General features: G+C 62.9%; 23 protein-coding genes. 9 read left to right on the top strand and 14 right to left on the bottom strand.

Going from position 1 to position 21,233, the window contains the following annotated elements:
* A partial coding sequence (locus AC1DYD_RS28890) for a DEAD/DEAH box helicase (RefSeq protein ID WP_478176188.1) occupies nt 1-1,438 on the bottom strand: 1,438 nt, incomplete at its 3' end.
* 486 nt (nt 1,439-1,924) lie between these two features.
* A complete protein-coding gene (locus AC1DYD_RS28885; RefSeq protein WP_478176187.1) occupies nt 1,925-2,098 on the bottom strand; it encodes a hypothetical protein in 174 nt (57 codons plus the stop codon).
* Between the two features lie 519 nt (nt 2,099-2,617).
* On the opposite strand from AC1DYD_RS28885, the gene AC1DYD_RS28880 reads away from it, so the two are divergent.
* The 5 genes from AC1DYD_RS28880 to AC1DYD_RS28860 all read left to right on the top strand — a co-directional run bounded on the left by AC1DYD_RS28880 (nt 2,618) and on the right by AC1DYD_RS28860 (nt 6,248).
* Nucleotides 2,618-3,301: an iron-containing redox enzyme family protein gene (locus AC1DYD_RS28880; protein ID WP_478176186.1), complete on the top strand. Its 684-nt coding sequence runs from the start codon at nt 2,618-2,620 to the stop codon at nt 3,299-3,301.
* A 78-nt stretch (nt 3,302-3,379) separates the two neighbouring features.
* Nucleotides 3,380-4,054 (top strand): hypothetical protein, encoded by a 675-nt coding sequence (locus tag AC1DYD_RS28875; RefSeq protein ID WP_478176185.1) that lies wholly within the window; start codon nt 3,380-3,382, stop codon nt 4,052-4,054.
* Nucleotides 4,041-4,775, top strand: a complete 735-nt coding sequence (locus AC1DYD_RS28870; RefSeq protein ID WP_478176184.1) for a class I SAM-dependent methyltransferase — start codon at nt 4,041-4,043, stop codon at nt 4,773-4,775. Before AC1DYD_RS28875 ends, AC1DYD_RS28870 begins: the two co-directional genes overlap by 14 nt.
* A 14-nt stretch (nt 4,776-4,789) precedes the next feature.
* Nucleotides 4,790-5,794 (top strand): fatty acid desaturase, encoded by a 1,005-nt coding sequence (locus tag AC1DYD_RS28865; RefSeq protein WP_478176183.1) that lies wholly within the window; start codon nt 4,790-4,792, stop codon nt 5,792-5,794.
* Nucleotides 5,795-5,828: 34 nt separating this feature from the next.
* Entirely contained in the window at nt 5,829-6,248 is a 420-nt protein-coding gene (locus tag AC1DYD_RS28860; RefSeq protein ID WP_478176182.1) for a PaaI family thioesterase, read from the top strand.
* Between the two features lie 49 nt (nt 6,249-6,297).
* Here the strand turns inward: AC1DYD_RS28860 and AC1DYD_RS28855 are convergent, their stop codons facing one another.
* The gene (locus AC1DYD_RS28855; protein WP_478176181.1) at nt 6,298-7,029 is read right to left on the bottom strand and encodes a helix-turn-helix transcriptional regulator; all 732 of its coding nucleotides are present in this window, start codon (nt 7,027-7,029) and stop codon (nt 6,298-6,300) included.
* Between the two features lie 947 nt (nt 7,030-7,976).
* On the opposite strand from AC1DYD_RS28855, the gene AC1DYD_RS28850 reads away from it, so the two are divergent.
* From AC1DYD_RS28850 to AC1DYD_RS28835, 4 genes are read left to right on the top strand one after another with little or no spacing between them, the layout of a single operon-like run.
* The gene (locus AC1DYD_RS28850) at nt 7,977-8,213 is read left to right on the top strand and encodes an AbrB/MazE/SpoVT family DNA-binding domain-containing protein (protein ID WP_478176180.1); all 237 of its coding nucleotides are present in this window, start codon (nt 7,977-7,979) and stop codon (nt 8,211-8,213) included.
* The gene (locus AC1DYD_RS28845; RefSeq protein ID WP_478176179.1) at nt 8,200-8,631 is read left to right on the top strand and encodes a type II toxin-antitoxin system VapC family toxin; all 432 of its coding nucleotides are present in this window, start codon (nt 8,200-8,202) and stop codon (nt 8,629-8,631) included. The genes AC1DYD_RS28850 and AC1DYD_RS28845 overlap by 14 nt, the downstream gene beginning before the upstream one ends.
* Before the next feature lie 2 nt (nt 8,632-8,633).
* Nucleotides 8,634-10,295, top strand: coding sequence for an energy-dependent translational throttle protein EttA (gene ettA, locus AC1DYD_RS28840; RefSeq protein ID WP_478176178.1), 1,662 nt, complete (start codon nt 8,634-8,636; stop codon nt 10,293-10,295).
* 53 nt (nt 10,296-10,348) lie between these two features.
* The gene (locus AC1DYD_RS28835) at nt 10,349-11,656 is read left to right on the top strand and encodes a PQQ-dependent sugar dehydrogenase (protein ID WP_478176177.1); all 1,308 of its coding nucleotides are present in this window, start codon (nt 10,349-10,351) and stop codon (nt 11,654-11,656) included.
* Nucleotides 11,657-11,662: 6 nt separating this feature from the next.
* Here the strand turns inward: AC1DYD_RS28835 and AC1DYD_RS28830 are convergent, their stop codons facing one another.
* From AC1DYD_RS28830 to AC1DYD_RS28780, 11 genes are all read right to left on the bottom strand, one after another.
* Nucleotides 11,663-13,018 (bottom strand): TAXI family TRAP transporter solute-binding subunit, encoded by a 1,356-nt coding sequence (locus AC1DYD_RS28830; RefSeq protein ID WP_478176176.1) that lies wholly within the window; start codon nt 13,016-13,018, stop codon nt 11,663-11,665.
* Between the two features lie 119 nt (nt 13,019-13,137).
* Nucleotides 13,138-14,154: a P1 family peptidase gene (locus AC1DYD_RS28825; protein WP_478176175.1), complete on the bottom strand. Its 1,017-nt coding sequence runs from the start codon at nt 14,152-14,154 to the stop codon at nt 13,138-13,140.
* A gap of 23 nt (nt 14,155-14,177) precedes the next feature.
* Nucleotides 14,178-15,182, bottom strand: a complete 1,005-nt coding sequence (locus tag AC1DYD_RS28820) for a glycerophosphodiester phosphodiesterase (RefSeq protein ID WP_478176174.1) — start codon at nt 15,180-15,182, stop codon at nt 14,178-14,180.
* Nucleotides 15,179-15,754, bottom strand: coding sequence for a DUF1439 domain-containing protein (locus tag AC1DYD_RS28815; RefSeq protein WP_478176173.1), 576 nt, complete (start codon nt 15,752-15,754; stop codon nt 15,179-15,181). The genes AC1DYD_RS28820 and AC1DYD_RS28815 overlap by 4 nt, the downstream gene beginning before the upstream one ends.
* Nucleotides 15,755-15,801: 47 nt before the next feature.
* Nucleotides 15,802-16,596, bottom strand: coding sequence for an amino acid ABC transporter ATP-binding protein (locus AC1DYD_RS28810; protein ID WP_478176172.1), 795 nt, complete (start codon nt 16,594-16,596; stop codon nt 15,802-15,804).
* Nucleotides 16,580-17,233: an amino acid ABC transporter permease gene (locus AC1DYD_RS28805; RefSeq protein ID WP_286522874.1), complete on the bottom strand. Its 654-nt coding sequence runs from the start codon at nt 17,231-17,233 to the stop codon at nt 16,580-16,582. The genes AC1DYD_RS28810 and AC1DYD_RS28805 overlap by 17 nt, the downstream gene beginning before the upstream one ends.
* Nucleotides 17,234-17,240: 7 nt before the next feature.
* Nucleotides 17,241-17,903, bottom strand: a complete 663-nt coding sequence (locus AC1DYD_RS28800; protein WP_478176171.1) for an amino acid ABC transporter permease — start codon at nt 17,901-17,903, stop codon at nt 17,241-17,243.
* Nucleotides 17,904-18,081: 178 nt separating this feature from the next.
* Complete coding sequence (locus AC1DYD_RS28795; protein WP_478176170.1) at nt 18,082-18,873, bottom strand: transporter substrate-binding domain-containing protein; 792 nt, start codon at nt 18,871-18,873, stop codon at nt 18,082-18,084.
* Nucleotides 18,870-19,667, bottom strand: coding sequence for a GntR family transcriptional regulator (locus AC1DYD_RS28790; RefSeq protein WP_478176169.1), 798 nt, complete (start codon nt 19,665-19,667; stop codon nt 18,870-18,872). Before AC1DYD_RS28790 ends, AC1DYD_RS28795 begins: the two co-directional genes overlap by 4 nt.
* 208 nt (nt 19,668-19,875) lie before the next feature.
* Nucleotides 19,876-20,211: a hypothetical protein gene (locus AC1DYD_RS28785; RefSeq protein WP_478176168.1), complete on the bottom strand. Its 336-nt coding sequence runs from the start codon at nt 20,209-20,211 to the stop codon at nt 19,876-19,878.
* Nucleotides 20,212-20,257: 46 nt separating this feature from the next.
* Complete coding sequence (locus tag AC1DYD_RS28780; protein WP_478176167.1) at nt 20,258-21,223, bottom strand: Bug family tripartite tricarboxylate transporter substrate binding protein; 966 nt, start codon at nt 21,221-21,223, stop codon at nt 20,258-20,260.
* Between the last annotated feature and the right edge of the window lie 10 nt (nt 21,224-21,233).

Raw genomic sequence — 21,233 nt, 5'->3', positions numbered from 1 at the left:
GGCCACGGCCGGCCTGGGCACGCGGGCCCTGGCCGCCGCCACCATTGGCGCCGCGGCCGGCCGGTGCGCCCTGGCCCTGGCCATTGCCTCCGCCCCGGCGCTGGCCACCGCCATTGCCGCCATTGCCACCGCCACTGCGTTCGCCCTGGCCGGCCTTGTTGTCGCGGATGCGCTGCATCATTTCCGTGCGCGCGGCCTTGGCGGCCGCCTGCATCACCTCGCGGCTCGGCGGACGGCCGGCGCCGCCCCAGATGGTCTGGCGGCCCATCGCGATGGGCTCGGCGCGTTCGCCTTCCTCGGGGCCGAAGCCATCGATGACCTGGACTGGGATCTGCTGCTTGGTGAAGCGCTCGATCTCCTGCATGAAGCCTTCCTCGTCGAGGCAGACGAAGCTCACGGCCTCGCCGCTCGAACCGGCGCGGCCGGTGCGGCCGATGCGGTGGACGTAGTCTTCGCTGACGTTCGGAATTTCGTAGTTGACGACGTGCGGCAGTTCGTCGATGTCGATACCGCGGGCCGCGATGTCGGTCGCCACCAGCGCGCGGATGTCGCCGCTCTTGAAGCCGGCCAGCGCCTGGGTGCGCGCGCTCTGGCTCTTGTTGCCGTGCAGCGCCATCGCCTCGATGCCGTTCTTGGTGAGGAATTCGGCCACGTTGTTGGCGCCGAACTTGGTGCGGGTGAACACCAGCACCTGGCTCCACTTGTGCTCGTTGATGATGTGCGCGAGCAGCGCCTTCTTCTTGCCGCGGCCGACCGGGTGGATCACCTGGCTGATGCGCTGCACGGTGGTGTTGCGCGGCGTGACCTGGATGCTCTGCGGGTTCTTGAGCAGCGTGGCGGCGAGGTCGCGGATCTCGTCGCTGAAGGTGGCCGAGAACAGCAGGCTCTGCTTTTCCTTCGGCACCAGCGCGAGGATCTTCTTGACGTCGTGGATGAAGCCCATGTCGAGCATGCGGTCGGCCTCGTCGAGCACCAGCATCTGCACCTGCGACAGGTCGAGCATGCCTTGCTGCTGCAGGTCGAGCAGGCGGCCGGGGGTGGCGACCAGGATGTCGACGCCGCTCTTGAGCTTGCTGATCTGCGGGTTCATGCCGACGCCGCCGAAGATCACGGTCGAGCTGAGCTGCAGGTATTTGCCGTAGGTACGGATGGATTCCTCGACCTGGGCCGCGAGTTCGCGCGTCGGGGTCAGCACCAGGGCACGGATGCCGGTGCCGCCGAACTTGTTGGTGGCGCTGCGGCTCATCGTGAGCTTGTGCAGCATCGGGAGGGTGAAGGCAGCGGTCTTGCCGGTGCCGGTCTGGGCACCGCCCAGCAGGTCATGGCCGTCGAGCACGGCCGGAATGGCCTGGGCCTGGATCGGCGTCGGCGTTTCGTAGCCCTGCTCATGCACGGCCTTCAAGATGGCCGGGGCCAGCTTCAGTTCATCAAAGTTCATTGAGTTCAATAAGCGCCCTACACGGCGCAGTGGTATCCACCCGCTCGGGCGTCAAGTTGGACGTCGAGCCAGTAAGGGCAGATGAAGGTCAGGAGTGGGAGCCGGAAAGCCTGTCTTCATTGAGAGTGAAGGCCTTCTTCGTCCCCGGCAGAGAGCCGGCGTTGCGGGCAACTGGACCCGGCAACAGGCGCTATTGTCGCATGAGTTGGGGACAGTGGGCGATGGCGGTGGGCCGGAGCTCGATCGCCCGTCCAGCCATTGATATCGTTTCAGGCCGATGCGCAATCGCAATGCGAGTCATATGGAGCGTGCCGATCCCTTGCGTGTGCACCCCGTTTGTTCGCGCGGTGGAAAGTGCTCCGAGGTAGCACGCGAATGGCCACATACGCGTGGGCCGCGGCCAAAACACCGTAGCCAGTTCGGCGCGCCATAGAGCGGCTTGACCAGCAGCGTCACGAGCGCGAACAGCCCGTCGAGCAGGGTCCTTCACCAGCTTGCCGTGACAGTCTGCTGGATGCCTTGTATCGACTGGAAACGCGACACCGCGTCGCCGGTATGCCTCACTTCGAACCATCGCGCGGGCGAGTGCACCAGGTGGTCCGTGATCCGCGCCGTCCACTGGATGCCGAACTGCACCAAGGCGACGATGTGACGAGCCATCCGCGCGTCGCTTTCAGTCCACCGTGATGAGCGTGGCGAGCCCGAAGCCGATTGACTAGCAGCGGCAGCAACTCCATGTCGCCTGAGACCACTGCTTCGTCGACGATCCATTGCGTAAACAGCGGCGCGACGAGCAGCAGGATCTGCAGGCTGACGGCCAAGATGAGAGCAGGCCCAGGCTGCGCTTGACGCCATGGAGCTTGCCCAACAATTGCTGCCGCCCGATGGGCCGTTTGCGTGCTCGAACTCGGGCGCGGCGTGCGCACCCGTAAGTGAGTAAAGGCCTCTCAGGCATAGCCCCGCCGCGTCGTTCTGGTGTCCGGGTTAGCAAAGGCACGGTAGGTCGCTCACGCATGAAATTTCAAGTCGATGAGCCTGTTTAGCTATTACTGCCACTAACAGGAGAGGCAATACCATAACAAGCATTGGTCTATCTACGGATCAAGAAGACCAATAGTATCCACGTCGTCCTCAGCGTATTTGAGTGCCATCCATTCAACGAAAAAAGGAGAACTTGCAATGACCATTTTTCAAAAGATCATCGAAGCCACCGCTCAAGACTACAAAGACATGATCGACAACAATGCACTGCTCGGGGCCGTGAGGGAAGGGAAAATGACAGTGGCGCACTACAAAGCGTATCTATGTGAAACGCATCACCTCGTTCGACACACGCCGCGAATGCTCGCCCTCGGCGGCGCGCGCCTTGGCGATGATCGACGTGAACTCAGGAATTGGTTCTTTGAGCAGGTGAACGAAGAAAACGGCCACGACCTTTTCTGTATCAAAGATCTCGAAAATATGGGCTTGGATCCAAAGACGAATTTGACAAGAATGCCACGCAAAGGAGCTTGGAGCCTGATCACTCAGAACTACTTCATGGCGACGTATGGAAACCCTGTCGGAATATTAGGTGTTGCAACGGCCACCGAAGGGTTAGGTTCAGATTTCGGAACAAGCTTCGCAGATCTCTTAGTCACCCGATACGGATTGAAGAGCAACTCAACAACCTTCCTAAGGAGTCATGGCGGATTCGACGCACGTCATCTGGAAGAAGCAGTAAAAGCACTTGAGTTGGTGCGAGATGATGAGGTGAGTTATGTCATTCATGCGCGGAAGATGACATTTCAGTTTTATGGCCAAATGTTTCTTGATGTTCTGGAGGCAGGGCAGCAAGAAGAGCCGGATTGTCTTGTCGCATAAATAGATTGCCGCACCTTGTGCTCCACCTCTGGGCGGATGCTGATAACTTTATATGCAAATCACTCGGGGCACATTAGCATGGATCTCTCTATTTACGATTGTCACTCGTATAGAGTTAAGCGCATTCACAAAAACGAAGCAGGACTCTATAGTGCATACATTCAACTCTTGGAGAAAGCGTACTCGCCGTTAGGGTTTCTTCAACCAAAAATTCTCCCAAAACCAAATGCACTATGTTTTGGCCTATTCTTTCATGGCGGATTAGAAGGTATATTCGCGATCACGCCGATCAGCGAAATCGATGAAACACCCTATATTGATCTTATCCCAGGGGCAACAAGGTCCCAGCGGTTTGTCGAGATCACCAACGTTGTCGTTCAAAAACGAGTACGCGGAGCAGTGGCGCTTCGCGTGATGCTTTATGAAGCTGCTCAGTTTGCCGTTACCCACGGCTACAGCGCTCTTGTAGGAATCACACGTCACCAGACGCTTCCCTTTTTTGTGGACTTTGGTGCAACACCAATTTTCCATGAGCCTTTGCATTTGATGGGAGATTATTCCATCAATGATTTTGCAATATATTTCGATGCATCGAATCATGAATCGATAGCATACATGCACACAAGAGCGAAGCGATTTTTTGAAAAAGAACTTGTCTTAGCTAAGATTCGACATAGAGGCACTATGAGCGGCGCACGGGCGTTGGTGTCTAGTGCTTCTGAATCCATGGAGGCTGGCCATGGAAGACATTGAGCTGCGACTGGCTCAGTTTCGAAAGAGAACGTTTGGCGTTGTTGATCGCTTGATATACAAAGAACAGCTTGAACTGCTGGATCTGTATCCCAAGTCCGCAGGCGCTGCTACCGTGATCCGTGATTTAGAGCACTTCGCTGACGTCTCCCAGCTATCTAAGAAGCTGAGAATCCATCTTCAGCGCCAGTTCCTTGCCGGCGGCAGTTCCGAACCTAGAAAGTTGCTCGAGATATGCGCCGGAAGCGGTTGGCTGAGTCGCCAGCTTGCTGAGACCTCGAACTCTAAATTGAGAAACTGGAAATTTACCGCAAGTGATCTACGTGTTCCGGAGGCGGCATCGGGGAGCAACATCGATTGGAAAGTTGCTGATGCGACCGCACTTCCATTTGCAGAAAAATCATTTGATTTAGTGATCTGCGTCCAAGCAGTTCACCATTTCTCGCCAAAAATCCTAGCTAAAGTACTTTCGGAAGCTGCGCGCGTCGGAAAATTGGTTTCTGTGTTTGATCTACGCCGTACGTTCTACGGGGTGGCCATGATGAGCCTCATTGCGCCGTTCTATCCTAAAGAATTTATTGCAGACGGAATTATTTCGCACCGACGAGCGTATAGCATAAGGGAAATTCAATTTATTATAGATGAATTGAATTTGCCTTTGATAGTGGGAAAATTTCTCCCGGTTGGAATGTTAATTGAATCGCGAAGGGATGTGCAATGCTGAACGCAAGATTTGCGATGGCATTCTTCCATCCAATCTCTGTAGTTTTGGGTTTTACGCTAAAGGGCGGATGGCTCCTTTCGACTATATTGTTGAGTGTGATCATCTATTCATTGATAGAAATCTACTGGGCCAGAAAAATCAAAAAAAATGTCCTGGCGTTTCGAGAAAGCGAGAATAATGAGTGGCTTGGAGAGTTTGTTGCATACGTCGCTTCAGTGAGCCACCTTATCCTAGTCATGTGGTTCGTTGGCTGGGGCAGTGCGCATGTCCATGGCATCTATTTCGCGGCCGTTTGTTATTCGATTGGACTTTGCTCTGGAATAAATGCAATTACCTTATCTCATGAGTTTATGCATCGCCCAGGTCAAAAAGAACGAGCGTTAGGTTGGCTCCTTCTCTATGCTGCCAACTACCCCTGGTTTCGACTCCAACATCTTCGAAGACACCACCTGCTTGTAGCGACAAAGAGTGATCCATCGACGGCTCGAATTGGACAGAATATTTACTCATTTTACCGTCAATCGATTGCTAATGGTTTTGTGGAGATTCTCAAAATAGAGGCTGTGAGAGCGCAAAAAGAAGGCAAACCAGTATGGAGTCCATTGCACAACGCGGCCGCGTTCACTTTGTATATCATGCTGGGAATTTATCTTTCGATATGGATTGCTTTTGGCTTGCATTCACTGGTTGCATTCGTTTTGCAAGGCCTCGTCGGAATCTTTATTTTAGAAACAATTAACTACATTCAGCACTATGGTCTGACAAGAGAATCTGTCAAAGGTCGAATTTATGAAGTTCATGCATGGGATGCAGATTCAATTACGAACTATGCATTGTTTAATCTTGGGCTTCATTCGGATCATCATTGTCGGCCTGGAAAGAGTTTTGCGAGCCTAGCCGTTGGAAAGCAATCTCCAAAAATGCCTTTTGGGTATTTTACGATGGCATTTGTCGCGCTATTTCCGCCTGTTTGGAGGAAGATGATGGACCACCGAATTCCGAATTCACAGGCTATTTAATTAAACGGCTCCAATAGAAATTATGAGGTTTAAAATGGATAAAGATGCATTCTTTTGGAAGATTCATTCTGGCGTGCTCCCTGCTCCTGAAGCAGTCAAAACGCTTGGCGGTACGATTCTAGAGATCGATGATGTTCAGGGCTCCGTGGAGACGCAATTTACTGGGCAAGAAAAGTTCACCAATCCCGCGGGAAATATTCAAGGCGGATTCCTCGCGGCTATGCTTGATGACACTATGGGGCCAGCATTGGCATCCACGCTTAAAGCGGGTGAATTTGCACCAACGCTCACCTTGACTATTCAATTTTTGCGACCGGCATTCGTTGGGCCGATACGTGGTTTTGGTCGTATTGTTCGGCGCGGAGGCAAAATCTGCCATCTCGCTGGTGAATTGTTTCAAGGCGATAAAGTAATTGCGACAGCAACGGCAGTAGCATTGATTCGTTCGATCTAGTGATGCAAATTGTGGCTGCAGTTAATCCTAACACTCTATTGACGAACGTCTACGCTCTCCCTTCGGTCTCTACCGATGTATAAACCTCCAATTTTACTAACATGTCGTTGTCAAGGGCTAGACAGGTGCGTTCAAAGGTTAGCTCGCCTTTAGTCGGATGTAGGAAGATTCGCAGGCCCGTTTCTCTCAGGCAAATTTCTTGCCTCCCCCAGCCTCGACGGAACGTCTCGCTGTCTTTTAATAATTCGGTAACTATATCTACAAATCCCTGATATTTTGCGAAACGCCCAAAATCTCGACGGAATTGAGCGATCATCTCTTGTGCGGTTTGATTCCAGTTGCAAATGGTTGCTCGATGCTTCTCGTCAAGAAACGCCAACTTTAGTATATTTGGTTTCTGTTGTGAATTGAGTCTTTGGCCGATGTATATTTCGGCTTCTTTGTTCCAGTACAGCAAGTCCCAGCGATGGTTCCGTACATAGGCTGGCGAGCAGATTGAATCAACTGTCTTGATCAGACTAGAGGAGAGTTCTATTTCAATCAATACTGGGTCGGTTATGTCGCGCTGCTGAACGAGCTCAGATAGGTATTTGCGCTCTGTTGTATTGAGGCGTAGCGCGGAAGAAAGATTATTTATCATGTGCTGTGATACACGAATATTTTTTCCTTGCTCCAGCCAGGTATACCAAGTGGCGCTGACTCCTGACAGTTGTGAAACTTCCTCCCGTCTCAATCCTTTTGTTCGCCTGCGTCCGATGGTGAATCCGAAATCTGCCGGCAAGAGACTGGCTCTTCGGTTCTTGAGAAAATGGCTTATTTCTCGCGAAATGAAATCTGTAGGCATAATTTGACATCTTTAATTTATGGATGTCGAAAGTGGAGGGATTTTCTACTTTCGGCGCGCTGGTGTTGAAGAAAGCTGGCCGCGATCGATCTTCCAGGGTCAGGTTGCTCCGGCGTTCGGCCGAGGCAGCGAGTTGCAGTACGCCAAATCGGGCGATTGAATTTCAAGGCTGGAAGGCGGTAGGCGGACCTCTCGTTGGGTGGGCGACTAGTAGCACTGACTGGTAGGGATGTTGTGCAGAACACGCTGTAGCAACTCGCTTCAGCAATCCACCTCAGGAATCAGCTTGACTAGTTGCGGTAGATCCATTTGGACAGCAGGGCGCCATGCATCGTCGAATCGGGGAGTTTCTCAACCCCCAGCATCTGCACGACTTATTGGAGGTGCCGACTCCCCTGTCGGCTCAGGCCGCATGCGGCATACGCTTTGGCTGCACCGGTTGCGCGAGCGAGCGGGGGATTTGCAGAAAGCAAGGTTTCCGCGTCAGACCTGCGAAGCAGTTGTTCGAATAGAAGATCTGAAGCCGAAAAATGGTGGGAAAGCCAACCATGCCCTCAGAAAGTGCTGGCTCCTTTCAAGCTTCTGGAAATCTTCCTGTGGTGCCCGACCGGGCGAGGCACGCCCGATTGGGGAGCAGGCGGAGCACCAGCGCGCGGCGTTGTTTCGGCATGGGCATGTCGGGCTGATGGGCCAAAGTGACGACTCTAGGATTGTCGGGATGCCGCGTCTGCGGGAAAGCCGCAAGTATTGGAGCGAAACGTCGAACCGTAACGCAGAAAATTCAGCCGCTCCCGCGCGCCGGAGGACGCGCACGAGTCGACGAACCGAGCCGCGCACCACGATGCGTTAAACTCTTACCTTGTCGGTATTACCAGGAGCGCCGCGTGCGACTCACTTCCAAGGGTCAGGTGACCATTCCCCAGAACATCCGCGAACTCGCCGGCCTCAAGCCCTATGACGAGGTGGAGTTCGAGTTTCGCAACAAGCAGATCATCGTCAAGCCGGTCAAGCGTACGACCACGCCCGCCGAGGAGGCGATTGCGCTGTTGCGCGGCAGCGCGAGCTCGAAGATCGGCCTGTCGGCGGACGAGTGGCTGGAGATGACGCGTGGCGAACGCTGAGGGGCTTGAAACCTTCCTGATCGACAGCAACGTACTGATCGACGTCATCCACGAGGACCCCAAATGGGTCGACTGGTCGGCGGCGGCGATCGGGGATTGCCTGACCCGTGGCAAACTGGCCATCAATCCGCTGATCTATGCCGAGGTGTCGGTCTACTTCAATTCGGATCGTGACGTGGACGCGGCGTTGCCCGCACGGCTCTATGAACGGCTGGAACTGCCCTATGCGGCCGCCCGGACGGCGGCGATGGCGTTCCACAAGTACCGCAAGTCGGGCGGCACGCGCTCTTCGCTGCTGCCTGATTTCTACATCGGCGCGCATGCCCAGCTGATGGACTGCACCCTCGTATCGCGCGACAGCGCGCGCTACAAGACTTATTTTCCCAAGCTCAAACTCATTTCACCGAAGCAAAGATAACCATGGCCCAGTACGTCTACACCATGAACAAGGTCAGCAAGACCGTGCCGCCCAAGCGGCAGATCTTGAAGGACATTTCGCTGTCGTTTTTCCCCGGCGCCAAGATCGGCGTACTCGGCCTGAATGGTTCGGGCAAGTCCTCGCTGCTGAAGATCATGGCCGGCATCGACAAGGAGATCGAGGGCGAGGCGCTGCCGATGCCCGGTCTCACGATCGGCTACCTCGAGCAGGAGCCCAAGCTGAACCCGGCCCACACGGTGCGCGAGTCGGTCGAAGAGGCCATGGGCGCGGTCTATGCGGCCAAGGCGCGGCTCGAGGAGGTCTACGTGGCCTACGGGGCCGAGGATGCCGACTTCGATGCGCTCGCGGCCGAACAGGCCGAGCTCGAAGCCATCATCGCGACCGCCGGCACCGACTCCGAGCACCAGCTCGAGATCGCCGCCGACGCGCTGCGCCTGCCGCCGTGGGACGCCAACATCGGCGTGCTTTCGGGCGGAGAGAAGCGCCGCGTGGCGCTGTGCCGCCTGCTGCTGAGCAAGCCCGACATGCTGCTGCTCGACGAGCCGACCAACCACCTGGACGCCGAGTCGGTCGAGTGGCTGGAAGTCTTCCTGCAGCGCTTCCCGGGCACCGTGGTGGCGATCACCCACGACCGCTACTTCCTCGACAACGCGGCCGAGTGGATTCTCGAACTCGACCGCGGCCGCGGCATCCCCTGGAAGGGCAACTACAGCACCTGGCTCGAGCAGAAGGGCGAGCGCCTGGCGCAGGAGCAGAAGAGCGAGGAAGCCCACGCCAAGGCCCTCAAGAAGGAACTCGAATGGTCGCGCCAGAACCCGAAGGCGCGCCAGGCGAAGAGCAAGTCGCGCCTGGCCCGCTTCGAGGAACTGAGCGACTTCGAATACCAGAAGCGCAACGAGACGCAGGAGATCTTCATCCCCGTGGCGGAGCGCCTGGGCAACCAGGTGTTCGAATTCAAGAACGTCAGCAAGTCCTTCGGCGACCGGTTGCTGATCGACAACCTCAGCTTCGAGGTTCCCGCGGGCGCGATCGTCGGCATCATCGGCCCGAACGGCGCCGGCAAGTCGACCCTGTTCAAGCTGATCGCCGGCAAGGAAAAGCCCGACAGCGGCGAGGTGGTGGTCGGCCAGACGGTCAAGATGGCCTTCGTCGACCAGACCCGCGACGCTCTCGCGAATGAGAAGACGGTGTGGGAAGACATCTCGAACGGCCTCGACATCATCAACGTCGGCAAGTTCCAGATGGCCAGCCGGGCCTACGCCGGCCGCTTCAACTTCAACGGCGCCGACCAGCAGAAGAAGGTCGGCACGCTGTCGGGCGGCGAGCGCGGGCGGCTGCACCTGGCCAAGACCCTGATCGCGGGCGGCAACGTGCTGATGCTCGACGAACCGTCCAACGACCTGGACGTCGAAACCCTGCGCGCGCTGGAAGACGCGCTGCTCGAGTTCGCCGGCTCGGTGCTGGTGATCAGCCACGACCGCTGGTTCCTCGACCGCATCGCGACGCACATCCTGGCGGCCGAGGGCGACAGCCAGTGGACCTTCTTCAACGGCAACTACCAGGAGTACGAAGCCGACAAGAAGAAGCGCTTGGGCGAAGAAGGTGCCAAGCCGCACCGCATGCGCTTCAAGGCGCTGAAGTAGCGGCAGGGCCCGAGACCCGGGCGCGTCGCAGCGCCCATTCCGAAGGAGCATGCATGGCAGCGGCGACTCGGTATCTTCTGGCGATGGGCCTGGCGGCCCTGGGCGCGTGCGGTGGCGGTGGCGGCGCCAGCGTCGCCGTCTCCGCGTTCGGTGTCGGTGCCACGGCGACGCCGACCCCCGCGAACCCGCCCTCCCAGCCGAACATCAGCGTGGCTGCGCAACCCAGCGGCACGACGCCACCGGCCTCGACGCCGATGGCGTTCAAGGTCACTGAAGTGGCCTCCGGCCTGGACACCCCGTGGGCCCTCGCTTTTCTGCCGGACGGCCGCATGCTGATCACCCAGCGGGGCGGCCAGTTGCGCTTGCGCAATGCCGATGGTTCCCCTGTCAATGGCGGCGCGGACCAGATCGCCGGTGTGCCCGCGGTCGCCGCGGTGGGGCAGGGCGGCTTGCTCGACGTTGCGGTGGACCCGGACTTCGCGAGCAATCGCCGGATCTATTTCAGTTTTTCCGAGCGGGACGGATCGAATCCGAGCCTCAACGGCACGGCGGTCGCCCGGGCCGACCTCGATGCGGCCAACCGCAGTCTCGCCAATGTGACCGTCATCTACCGGCAGTCGCCCAAAGTCGACAGCACGGCGCACTTCGGATCGCGGCTGGTGTTCGACCGCAACGGCTATCTGTTCGTGACGATGGGCGAACGCCTGCTCGACACCCAGCGCGGCTTCGCGCAAGACCTGTCGCGCGGCAACGGCAAGGTGGTGCGCATCACCACCGATGGCGCGCCTGCGCCGGGCAATCCGTTTGCGGCGACCGCCGGCGCGCAACCCCACATCTGGAGCTACGGCCATCGCAATCCACAGGGCGCGGCGCTGCATCCGGTGACCGGCGATCTCTGGACCAGCGAGCACGGCCCGCAGGGCGGCGACGAAGTCAACCTGACGCTGGCCGGGCGCAACTATGGTTGGCCCGTGATCAGCTATGGGCAGGAATACGGCACGCTCACGCAGGTGGGCGAAGGCAGCGCCAAGCCGGGCCTCGAACAGCCCCTGACCTATTGGGAAAAGATCGACGGCACGGCCTGGACCCCGGGCACGCAGAAGTCGTCGATCGCGCCGAGCGGCCTGGCCTTCTACACCGGCGATGCGCTGCCCGACTGGAAGGGCAATCTTTTCGTCGGCGCGCTGGCCGGCACCGCGCTGTGGCGCCTCACGCTGGAGGGCAACACGGTGGTCGGCCGCGAGCGCTTGCTGGCCGAGCGCGGTGAACGGATCCGGGATGTCCGGCAAGGGCCCGATGGGTGGCTCTACCTGCTGACCGACAGCAGCAATGGCAAGCTGCTGCGGGTGCAAAGGCAGTGACGGCCTTCAGGCGGCGGCGGCCGCGCCGCCCTGCGGCGCGTTCGCCAACACCCGCTTGCGCACCACGTGGATGTTGTTGCGCAGCGCATAGAGCTCGTCGGCATAGGACAGCGGCACCGCGACCTTGTTGACCACGCGATCGAGATCGGCCAGTTCCTTCAGCAGGGCGTCGGCGTCGCCCGTGCGGGCGTCGAGCTTGTGCTCGACCTCGCGCAGCCGCGCGTACCAGCGGAACACGCGCCGCCGCACGCGGAACTGGTAGAGCGGCGGCACCACGCGCGACAGCGGCAGCATCAGCACCAGCAGGCCACCGAGCACCAGCCACATGCGCTCGACGAGGTTGCTGGCCCAGAAGGGCAGGTAGCGCTGCCAGAACGCCGGCGTGCCGTTGATGGCGCGGTCGCCCTCCGGGCTGACCGGCAGTTCGCTGGTGCGCGTGTTGGGGAAGTCGCGCGCCCGGTTGAACCAGCCGGCGCCGCCGTGCAGGGTCTGGGCGGTTTGCGCGAACAGCTGGCGCAGCGCGGGATGGGTTTCCTCGCGCGACAGCAGCGAGGTGGTGGCCGCCAGCAGCGAGACATCGTGCGAGGGCAGGTCGGCGGCCAGGTCGACCACGCCGCGCGGCAGGGTCACGGGCTGCAGGAAGGCGAAGCGGCGCGAGTAGGCGTCGCTCTGGGCGAAGTCCATCAGTTGGATGTCGGGTGCGCGCAGCAGCTTCTGGACCAGCGGCGACTGCGGCGCCGAGGCCAGCACGACGACGTCGAGCAGGCCGGCCTGCAGCGCCTCGGTGGCGGGCGACTGTTCGAGGTTCGACAGGTTCAGCGCGGCCGGATCCATGTGGTTGGCGCGGAACATCCGGTCCATGATGTCGGGCACGCCGCTGCCGGGCTTGTCGACGTTGATGCGCAGGTCCTTGAACTGCGTCAACGACGTCAGGGTGCCGGTCTTGCGGTCGATGCGTTTCGCCGCATCGGTCCGGTAGAAGAACCACAGCGGCTCGAAGAACAGGCTGCCGAGCGAGGTCAGGCCGCCTTCCTCGTCCTTCACCGGATCGGCGCTGCCGCCGCGCACGAAGGCGACGTCGGCGCCCCCGCTGCGCAGCAGCTCGAGATTGTCCAGCGAGCCGTCGGTGGCCTTCAGCTCGACCTCGATGCCATTGGCCTTGAGGGCATCGGCATAACGCTTGCCGAAGCCGGCATAGGCACTGCCGGCGGGCCCGGTGGCCAGCACCACGCGCTGGGGCGGCTGCGGTTGCAGCCACCAGTAGGCGGCGACCAGCAGGGCGATGACGAGGAAGACGACGGGCCCGGCGGATGCGATCAGGTCGCGGATCGAGAGCAGGAACAGGCGGATGGCTTGGGGCATGCGGCGGCGGGTTGGAACGGAACTCAAGGTCGCCGCGGGCGCGGCAGCGGCATTTTCTGTGCTTTCCGCGCCCGGCGGGTTACAAAGCGCGTGCCGAGCGGGCGGCCGACAGCCGGCGCTCAGGACAGGTCCGCAGCGGCCGGGAAGTAGCTGTCGCCGATGCGCACCGCGTGTGCCGCCCGCACCGCCCGCACGGTCGCCAGCGCCACGACTTCGGCCGCCATGGTGCCGAGCACCGTCATGCCGGGGGCATCGCCCTCGAGCGGCACGCGGCCGGTAGCCAGCGCGAACAGGGTGTCGCCGTCGCTCATCGTGTGGACCGGATTGATCGCCCGCGCCAGGCCGTCGTGCGCGACCGCCGCGAGCCGGTTGGCCTGCACCTTGGTCAGCACCGCATCGGTGGCGACCACGCCCAGCGTGGTGTTGGTGCCGGCCAGCAGCGGCTTCGGCAAGTCGCCGCGCAACAGGGCGCGGCGGGTGTCGAGCAGGGCGCGGCCGTCTTCGGTGCGTGCACCGGCGACGACCTGCGCGGTGTCGGGGTCGATGACGTCGCCGAGCGCGTTGCAGGCGATCAGGGCGCCGACCGTGACGCCGTTGACCGTGACCGATGCGGTGCCGATGCCGCCTTTCATCGCCCGATCGATGCCGAACAGCTTGCCCACCAGCGCGCCGCTGCCGGCACCCACGCAGCCTTCGTCCGGCGCCGCGTTCGAGGCCGCCGCGCAGGCGGCATAGCCGGCATCGGCATCGGGCCGGATGCGGGCGTCGCCGACCGGCAGGTCGAACAGGACGGCGGCCGGCACGATCGGCAGCGTGCCGAAGCGGACGTCGAGCCCGATGCCTCGCTCCTCGAGCCAGCGCATGGCGCCATCGGCCGCGGCCAGCCCCCAGGCGCTGCCCCCGGCCAGCATCACCGCATGGACCTGCTGCACCAGGTTGCCAGGCGCGAGCAGGTCGGTCTCGCGGGTGCCCGGCGCTGCGCCGCGCACATCGACGCCGGCCACCGCGCCTTCGCGCGCGAGGATCACGGTGCAGCCGGTGGGGCGGCGAGGGTCGCTGTGGTGGCCGACTTCGATGCCGGCGACGTCGGTGATGGCGCCGGCGCGAGGCGCCGTGGGGGAGGAGTGTTCAGGCATCGGCTGCGATTATCGGGCGCTTCTCAGCGCCCGCGCCTCGCCGGCAGCGCCACGCCGCGTTCGCCCAGCAGGTCGCGCAGGATCGACGGGTCGTCGGTGATGATCCCATCCACGCCCCAGTCCAGCAACCGTGCCATGTCGGCGCGCTGGTTCACGGTCCAGGGCAGCACGGCCAGGCCGAGCGCATGGGCTTCCTGCACCAGCGCCGGGCTCAGGTCGTTGTAGGCGGGCGACCAGATCACCGGTCCCTGGGCGTCGCCCGCGGCGGCCTTCACGAGCCGCGGCGCCGTGCCGAAGTCCTCGATGCGCAGGCCGGCGGTCCAGCGGCTGTCCTTCAGCGTGCGGGCGCTCGTCAGGTAGGCGCGCGGCATCGACGGCGCCTGCTGGCCGACCAGCGCCAGCGAGCGCCAGTCGAAGCTCTGCACCGTTACGCGCTGCGCCATGCCGGCCTTGTCGACCTCGGCCAGCAGCGCGCGGACCATCTGTTCGGGGGAAGCGGTTTCCTCGGGCTGGCCGGGATCCAGCTTGGTCTCGATGTTGAAGCGGACCCTGGTCGCGCCAAGTTCGTTGACGCGCGCGAACAGCGCGCCCAGCGTCGGAATGCGCTCGCCGTCGCTCCATAGCTGCTTGGGGAAGGGCTTGCCATAGCTGCTCGCGGGATCGATCCGGCCGACGTCGTAGGTCTGCAGTTGCGCCAGCGTCAGCGACCGGATCGACGGGCCCTTGGCCTTGAGGAAGTTGCCGCGGGCGTCGCGCGTGTGGTCGGGGTTCAGCTGGGTGTCGTGCGAGATCACCAGCACGTCGTCGGCAGTCAGGCCGATGTCGAGTTCCAGTGTGCTCACGCCCATCTCGATCGCATTCGAAAAGGCGGCCAGCGTGTTTTCGGGCGCCAGCGCGCGACCGCCGCGGTGCGCCTGCAGATCGATGCTGCGTGGCGTGGCAGCGGGTAGGGCCGCACACCCGGCAATCAGCATGGCCGAAGCGACGAGGCCGAGTGCGAAGCGGCAGGCGCTTCGGGGGAGCGTCATTTCAATACCACGGTGATGCCGTCGTCCTGCACCGTGATGTCGCCGATCTCGTAGGTCTTGCGGCCGACGGTGAGTTCTTCGGGCTTGAAGGTGCGCAGCGGCTGGTCGCGCAGCAGTTCCTGTGCGACCACGGCGCCGATCTGCTGCAGGCGCTCGGCGTCGCGTCCGCTCAGGCCCTGCAGCTCGATCCGGTCGGCCTGCGGCCGGTCGAGCCGCACGGCGCGCGCCGCCGCATCGTACTTGAGCGCGCTGCTGACCGAGACCACGCCTTCCACCGAGGAAGGCCGCAGCAGCGGACTGGCGATCGAGAGCACCGCCGTGATCGCCGCCCGGTTGCTGCGGGCGTCGAGCGACAGCTGCGGGTCGCGCAGCGCGACCGTGAAGACCTCGGCATAGCGCTGCTGGACCGGGAATCGCTTCGCGATCTGGGCCTGCAGTTCCGCGCGGCTGGCCGTGTATTCGCTGGTGAAGAAGTTGAAGCCGGCCAGCGCGGCCAGCGGTGCGGGCAGTGCGGCGGCGCCCAGCAGGGCGCGCAGCAGCCGTCGGCGGGAATTGGGCGAGCGGAAGGGCATACCGCTCGGAGCTTGCCACAGACCGGGGGGTTCCCGGCCGCCCGGGTTCAATCGTGCAACGATGAAAGAAACTGTTGCAGTTCCGGCGTCTTCGGGCTGCCGAACAGTTCGCCCGGCGGTCCCATCTCGTGCACCCGGCCCTGGTGCATGAAGATCACGCGGTCGCTGACCTTGCGCGCGAAGCTCATCTCATGGGTCACCATCAGCAATGTCATGCCCTCGACCGCCAGCGATTCCACCACCCGCAGCACTTCGCCGACGAGCTCGGGGTCGAGCGCCGAGGTGATCTCGTCGCACAGCAGCACCGCCGGCTCCATCGCCAGCGCGCGGGCGATCGCCACGCGCTGCTGCTGGCCGCCCGAGAGCTGGTCGGGCATGGCGTCGAACTTCTCGGCCAGGCCGACGCGCGCCAGCAGCTTGCGCGCCTGGGAGGCGGCCTCGACGCTGCTGCGCTTCTTGACCAGGGTCGGCGCCAGCATCACGTTGCGCCCGACCGTCAGGTGCGGGAACAGGTTGAAGCTCTGGAAGATCATGCCGACATGCTGGCGCAGCTCGCGCATCGCCATCGCGCTCTCGTGCAGCAGTGGCTTGCCGTCGACCGTGAGCGAACCCTCCTGGAAGACCTCGAGGCCGTTGATGCAGCGCAGGAGCGTGCTCTTGCCCGAGCCGCTCTTGCCGATGATGGCGATCACCTCGCCGCGCTTGACTTCGAGGTCGATGCCCTTGAGCACCTCGTTGCTGCCATAGGACTTGCGCAGCGCCGTGATGCGCACGATGGGTGCGGCGGACGGCCGGGCCGCGGATTCGGCTTCGGAGGCGGGGGCTTCAGCGACGAGCGACATTGATCTTCCTCTCGAGGTTCTTGGCGTACAGGCTCACGGGAAAGCACAGCACGAAATAAAGCAGGGCGACGCAACTGAACACCACGAAGGGCTTGAAGGTGGCGTTCGAGATCATGCTGCCGGCCTTGGTGAGCTCGATGAAGCCGATCACCGAGGCCAGCGCCGTGCCCTTGATCACCTGCACCAGGAAGCCGACCGTGGGCGCCACCGCGATGCGGGTGGCCTGCGGCAGGATCACGTGGCGCATCTGCTCGCCGAAGCTCAGCGCGAGGCTGCCCGAGGCTTCCCACTGGCCCTTGGGAATCGAGGCCACGCAGCCGCGCCAGATCTCGGTCAGGAAGGCGCTGGTGTAGAGCGTGAGCGCCACCGAGGCCGCGGTCCAGGCCGAGACGTCGACGCCGAAGAGGGCGATTCCGAAGTAGGCCAGGAACAGCTGCATCAGCAGCGGCGTGCCCTGGAACACCTGCACGTAGAGCCCGATCAGCCGGTCGACCACCGGTCCGCCCGACAGCCGCGCGAACAGCAGCAGGCCGCCGACCACGCCGCCGCCGACGAAGGCGATCAACGACAGCACCACCGTCCAGCGCAGCGCCAGCAGCAGATTGCGGAGAATGTCCCAGAGGGAGAAGTCGGTCATGGGCGCCTCACCGTCCGAAGAAGTACTTGGGGCCGGCCCAGTTCAGCAGGCGCCGTGCGCCCACCGACAGGGCCAGGTAGATCACCGTGGCGACGATGAAGGCCTCGAAGGCGCGGAAGTTGCGGCTCTGGATCAGGTTGGCGGCGTAGCTCAGTTCCTCGGTCGAGATCTGGCTGCACACGGCCGAGCCCAGCATCACGATGATGATCTGGCTCACCATCGCGGGCCAGACCTTCTTCATCGCCGGCGGCAGCACCACGCGCGTGAACACCTGCACCTTGTTGAGCGCCAGGCTCACGGCGGCCTCGATCTGGCCGCGCGGCGTGGCCTCGATGCCGGCGCGGATGATCTCGGTCGCGTAGGCGCCGAGGTTCATCACCATCGCGATCACCGACGCCACTTCGGGCGACAGCTTGAAGCCGGCCGCCGGCAGCCCGAAGAAGATGAAGAACAGCTGCACGATGAAGGGCGTGTTGCGGATCAGCTCCACATAGCTGCCGACCACCCAGCGCAGCCAGGTCGGGCCGCTGGCGCGGGCCCAGGCGCAGGCCACGCCGACCACCATGCCGATCACGGTCGCGACGGCCGTGAGTCCCAGCGTCCAGAGCACGCCCCTGGCCAGCAGGGGCCATTGGCCGAGGACGGCGCCGAAGTCGAATTCGATGTTCATGGCGGGCCTAGTCCGCCGCCGGGCCGCCCCAAGGCGGGCAGCGCCCCCCTGGGGGGCAGCGACGACACGCAGTGCGGAGCGTGGGGGCTCCGTCCGCCGCCGGGCCGCCCCAAGGCGGACTGGACCCCTTCGGGGGGCGTCGAGTACACGAAGTGACGAGCATGGGGGCCTCGTCCTTTCAGACCGGCAGGTCGCCGGCCGGGCGGCCCAGCCACTTCTTCGCCATGGCGTCGAGCGTGCCGTCCTTCTTGGCGTTGGCGATGATCTCGTTGACCTTGGCCTTCAGCGGGTCCTCGCCCTTGGCGATGCCGACGAAGCAGGGGCTGTCCTTGAGCAGCAGCTTGTACTCGGCGCCGAGCTGCGGATTCTTCTGCATCATGTCGCCGGCGACCGCGGCGCTGGTGGCCAGGGTCTGGGTCTGGCCGGCCACGAAGGCGGCGATGGTGGCGTTGTTGTCCTCGAAGCGCTTGTACTCGAGGCTGGCCGGTGCGACCTTGGCGAGTTCCTGGTCCTCCATCGCGCCGCGCGTCACGGCCACGGTCTTGCCGCCCATGTCGGCGAAGCTCTTGATGTTGACGCTCTTCGCAGCGTAGACCGCCTGGAAGAAGGGCGCATAGGCCGACGAGAAGTCGATCACCTTCTCGCGCTCGGCGTTCTTGCCCAGCGTGGAGATCACGAGGTCGGCCTTGCGGGTCTGCAGGTAGGGGATGCGGTTGGCGCTGGTGACCGGCACCAGCTCGACCTTGACGCCGAGCTTGCTGGCGATCAGCTGCGCCATCTCGACGTCCAGGCCCTGCGGCGTCATCGTCTTGTCGACCGAGCCGTAGGGCGGGTAGTCGGTCGGCACCGCGATCTTGATGAGCTTGGCCTTCATCACGTTGTCGAGCGCGCTCTGGGCGTGCGAGACGCCAGTGGCGAACAGGGCGGCCGCGGCCAGGGCGAGCGCGAAAGTGCGCTTGGTTTGCTTCATAACAGGGCTCCTAGGTAGGTCGATGAATCGTCGGGTGAAGGGTCGGATGCGGCCGCCTTCCGGCCCCTCCTGGAAGGGCCGGTACGCAAGAGCTGTGCCTCGCCTCTGGGGTCGGCGGCCGTGCCCTGGATCGGTGCCAGTGCGTCCCGCAACTGGGCCAGCGGGTCGGTCGGTGTCTGCACGCGCAGCGCCGATTGCACGGTGCCGATGTGCTCGCTCATCAGGGTCTCGGCGGCCGCGATGTCGCCGCGCTCGAGGGCGGCCACGATGCGCACGTGGTCCTCGCAGGACTGCGCCGCGTCGTGCGAGGACTGGTAGAGCATCGCGATCAGCGTGGTGCGGGCCGTGAAGTCGCGCAGCGTGTCGGCCAAGAGCGAGTTGCCCAGGCATTCGGCCAGGCAGACGTGGAAGTCGCCGAGCAGGTAGCTGCGGTTGCCGATGTCGCTGTCCTTCAGCGCGGCCTTCTCGCGCTTGAGGTGCGCCTTGAGTGCGCGCAGGGCGTCGCGGTCGATGGCGCCGGCGCTGCGGATCAGGCCCGACTCGATCACGCGCCGCGCCTCGAAGGCTTCGCGTGCCTCGTCCTGCGACGGCTCGATCACGAACCAGCCGCGGCGTGCGCTCACGGTCACGATGCCGCGCGCCGCCAGCCGGGTCAGCGCCTCGCGCACGATGGTGCGGCTGCAGTCGAACAGCATCGCGAGCTGCTGCTCGCCCAGGCGGGCGCCGGGCGCGAGCTTCTGCGCCATCACCGCTTCGACGATGCGTGCACTGATTTCGGGAGCGCTGATGGACATGATGCTGCATACCAGCAGCTTTCATGCCTGCTTGTATGCAAGCCTGAGCCCCGCAACGGTGCGTTGCCCGGGGCGTCAGCGGCCGAAAAAAAGGCCCGCACGAGGCGGGCCTAACCTTGATTGCACTTGCAGCAATGAATGAACAGCCCGATTTTCGCGCTGTCCGGCGCTTTCGGGTGTGGGAAATTCGTCGAATCGGGGTTGTTACCTAGAGCCCCATCAACGCCGAGATCTTCCGGGCCACGGACTTCGGGGGGGCGGCCGCCGGAGCCTTCTCGACCGGCGGCGGCATGCGGCGGGCCGCCAGGGACTCCAGGGCCTGGGCGACCCGGTTCGACGACGGGTCATCGGTCCTTCGCCTCCACGCGGCGGCGACCTGAAGCAGCTCCCAGGGGCTCAGCGGCCGTGGCGGCGGCCGCTCCGGGTCGAGGGGCGGTCCGCCATGGTGCGAGGAGCCTTCGGGCGGCAGGCGGAACCGGCGTTGCCCGAACAGGCCGTCGGGCGCGGGCCGACGGGAAAAATAAAGGTGATCCATGTAAGTCATTTTGGCTACTTTCTCGAGCGCCCGACAGCCTCCGAAAGATGTAGGGTCAGTCCAATCTGGCGCCCGAGGCCTTCACCGCCTTGTCCCATCGCGGTGTTTCCGCGGCCAGGAAGCGGGCGAAATCCTCGCTGCCCAGGTAGGCCGGGTCGGCGCCCTGGCTCACCATGCGCTCGCGCACCTCGGGACTGGCCAGCACCTGCTTGAACGCATCGCTGAGCTTGGCGACCACGTCCTTCGGGGTGCCCGCGGGCGCCAGAAAGCCGTAGAAGCCCACCACCTCGAAACCCTTGATGCCGGATTCGATCACGGTCGGCACGTCGGGCAAGGCCGGGTTGCGCGCCGCGCTGGTCACCGCCAGCGCACGCACCTTGCCCTGCTTGTGGTAGTTGGCTGCCTGCGGGATCGATTCGGCCATGAACTGCACTTGCCCGCCCATCAGGTCGGTGAAGGCCGGCGCGCTGCCGCGGTAGGGGATGTGGACCATGAAGATACCGGTGGCGCTCTTGAACATCTCGGGCACCAGGTGGCTGATGCCGCCGTTGCCGGCCGAGCCGTAGTTGATCTGTCCCGGCCGGGCACGGGCGTAGTCGACGAACTGCCGCAGATCCTGAACCGGCAGCTTGGGCGTCACCAGCAGCGCGAGCGGCTGCATCGCGGTGCGCGCGATCGGCGTGAAGTCGCGCAGCGTGTTGTAGGGCAGCTTGGCGTACAGCGCGCCGTTGATCACCGCCACGCCGGTGTTGGCCAGCATCAGCGTGTAGCCGTCGGGCGCGCTCTTGGCCACCGCCTCGGCGCCGACCGAGCCGCCGGCGCCCGGCTTGTAGTCGACGATGATCGGCTGGCCCAGCACCGCCTGCAGCCGGTCGGTGAGCAGGCGCGCATGCTGGTCGAGCGGGCCCCCGGCCGGGAAGCCGATGACGACCTTGATGGGCTTGTCCGGAAATGCAGCCACGGCGGCGGCCGAAACCGACAGCCACAGCAGCGCGGCGATGCCTTTGCGGGCGATGTTCATGGGTGTCTCC

The sequence above is a fragment of the Variovorax sp. P4_B11 genome (assembly GCF_056402355.1).
This window is presented reverse-complemented; position numbering and strand designations above follow the sequence as displayed.

Bases quoted from the DNA above. Each gene is read 5' to 3' on its own strand.
- AC1DYD_RS28885 (WP_478176187.1), bottom strand. From the start codon at position 2,098: ATGGCTCGTCACATCGTCGCCTTGGTGCAGTTCGGCATCCAGTGGACG.
- AC1DYD_RS28880 (WP_478176186.1), top strand. From the start codon at position 2,618: ATGACCATTTTTCAAAAGATCATCGAAGCCACCGCTCAAGACTACAAA.
- AC1DYD_RS28875 (WP_478176185.1), top strand. From the start codon at position 3,380: ATGGATCTCTCTATTTACGATTGTCACTCGTATAGAGTTAAGCGCATT.
- AC1DYD_RS28870 (WP_478176184.1), top strand. From the start codon at position 4,041: ATGGAAGACATTGAGCTGCGACTGGCTCAGTTTCGAAAGAGAACGTTT.
- AC1DYD_RS28865 (WP_478176183.1), top strand. From the start codon at position 4,790: ATGGCATTCTTCCATCCAATCTCTGTAGTTTTGGGTTTTACGCTAAAG.
- AC1DYD_RS28860 (WP_478176182.1), top strand. From the start codon at position 5,829: ATGGATAAAGATGCATTCTTTTGGAAGATTCATTCTGGCGTGCTCCCT.
- ettA (WP_478176178.1), top strand. From the start codon at position 8,634: ATGGCCCAGTACGTCTACACCATGAACAAGGTCAGCAAGACCGTGCCG.
- AC1DYD_RS28835 (WP_478176177.1), top strand. From the start codon at position 10,349: ATGGCAGCGGCGACTCGGTATCTTCTGGCGATGGGCCTGGCGGCCCTG.
- AC1DYD_RS28830 (WP_478176176.1), bottom strand. From the start codon at position 13,018: ATGCCCCAAGCCATCCGCCTGTTCCTGCTCTCGATCCGCGACCTGATC.
- AC1DYD_RS28825 (WP_478176175.1), bottom strand. From the start codon at position 14,154: ATGCCTGAACACTCCTCCCCCACGGCGCCTCGCGCCGGCGCCATCACC.
- AC1DYD_RS28820 (WP_478176174.1), bottom strand. From the start codon at position 15,182: ATGACGCTCCCCCGAAGCGCCTGCCGCTTCGCACTCGGCCTCGTCGCT.
- AC1DYD_RS28815 (WP_478176173.1), bottom strand. From the start codon at position 15,754: ATGCCCTTCCGCTCGCCCAATTCCCGCCGACGGCTGCTGCGCGCCCTG.
- AC1DYD_RS28810 (WP_478176172.1), bottom strand. From the start codon at position 16,596: ATGTCGCTCGTCGCTGAAGCCCCCGCCTCCGAAGCCGAATCCGCGGCC.
- AC1DYD_RS28805 (WP_286522874.1), bottom strand. From the start codon at position 17,233: ATGACCGACTTCTCCCTCTGGGACATTCTCCGCAATCTGCTGCTGGCG.
- AC1DYD_RS28800 (WP_478176171.1), bottom strand. From the start codon at position 17,903: ATGAACATCGAATTCGACTTCGGCGCCGTCCTCGGCCAATGGCCCCTG.
- AC1DYD_RS28795 (WP_478176170.1), bottom strand. From the start codon at position 18,873: ATGAAGCAAACCAAGCGCACTTTCGCGCTCGCCCTGGCCGCGGCCGCC.
- AC1DYD_RS28790 (WP_478176169.1), bottom strand. From the start codon at position 19,667: ATGTCCATCAGCGCTCCCGAAATCAGTGCACGCATCGTCGAAGCGGTG.
- AC1DYD_RS28785 (WP_478176168.1), bottom strand. From the start codon at position 20,211: ATGACTTACATGGATCACCTTTATTTTTCCCGTCGGCCCGCGCCCGAC.
- AC1DYD_RS28780 (WP_478176167.1), bottom strand. From the start codon at position 21,223: ATGAACATCGCCCGCAAAGGCATCGCCGCGCTGCTGTGGCTGTCGGTT.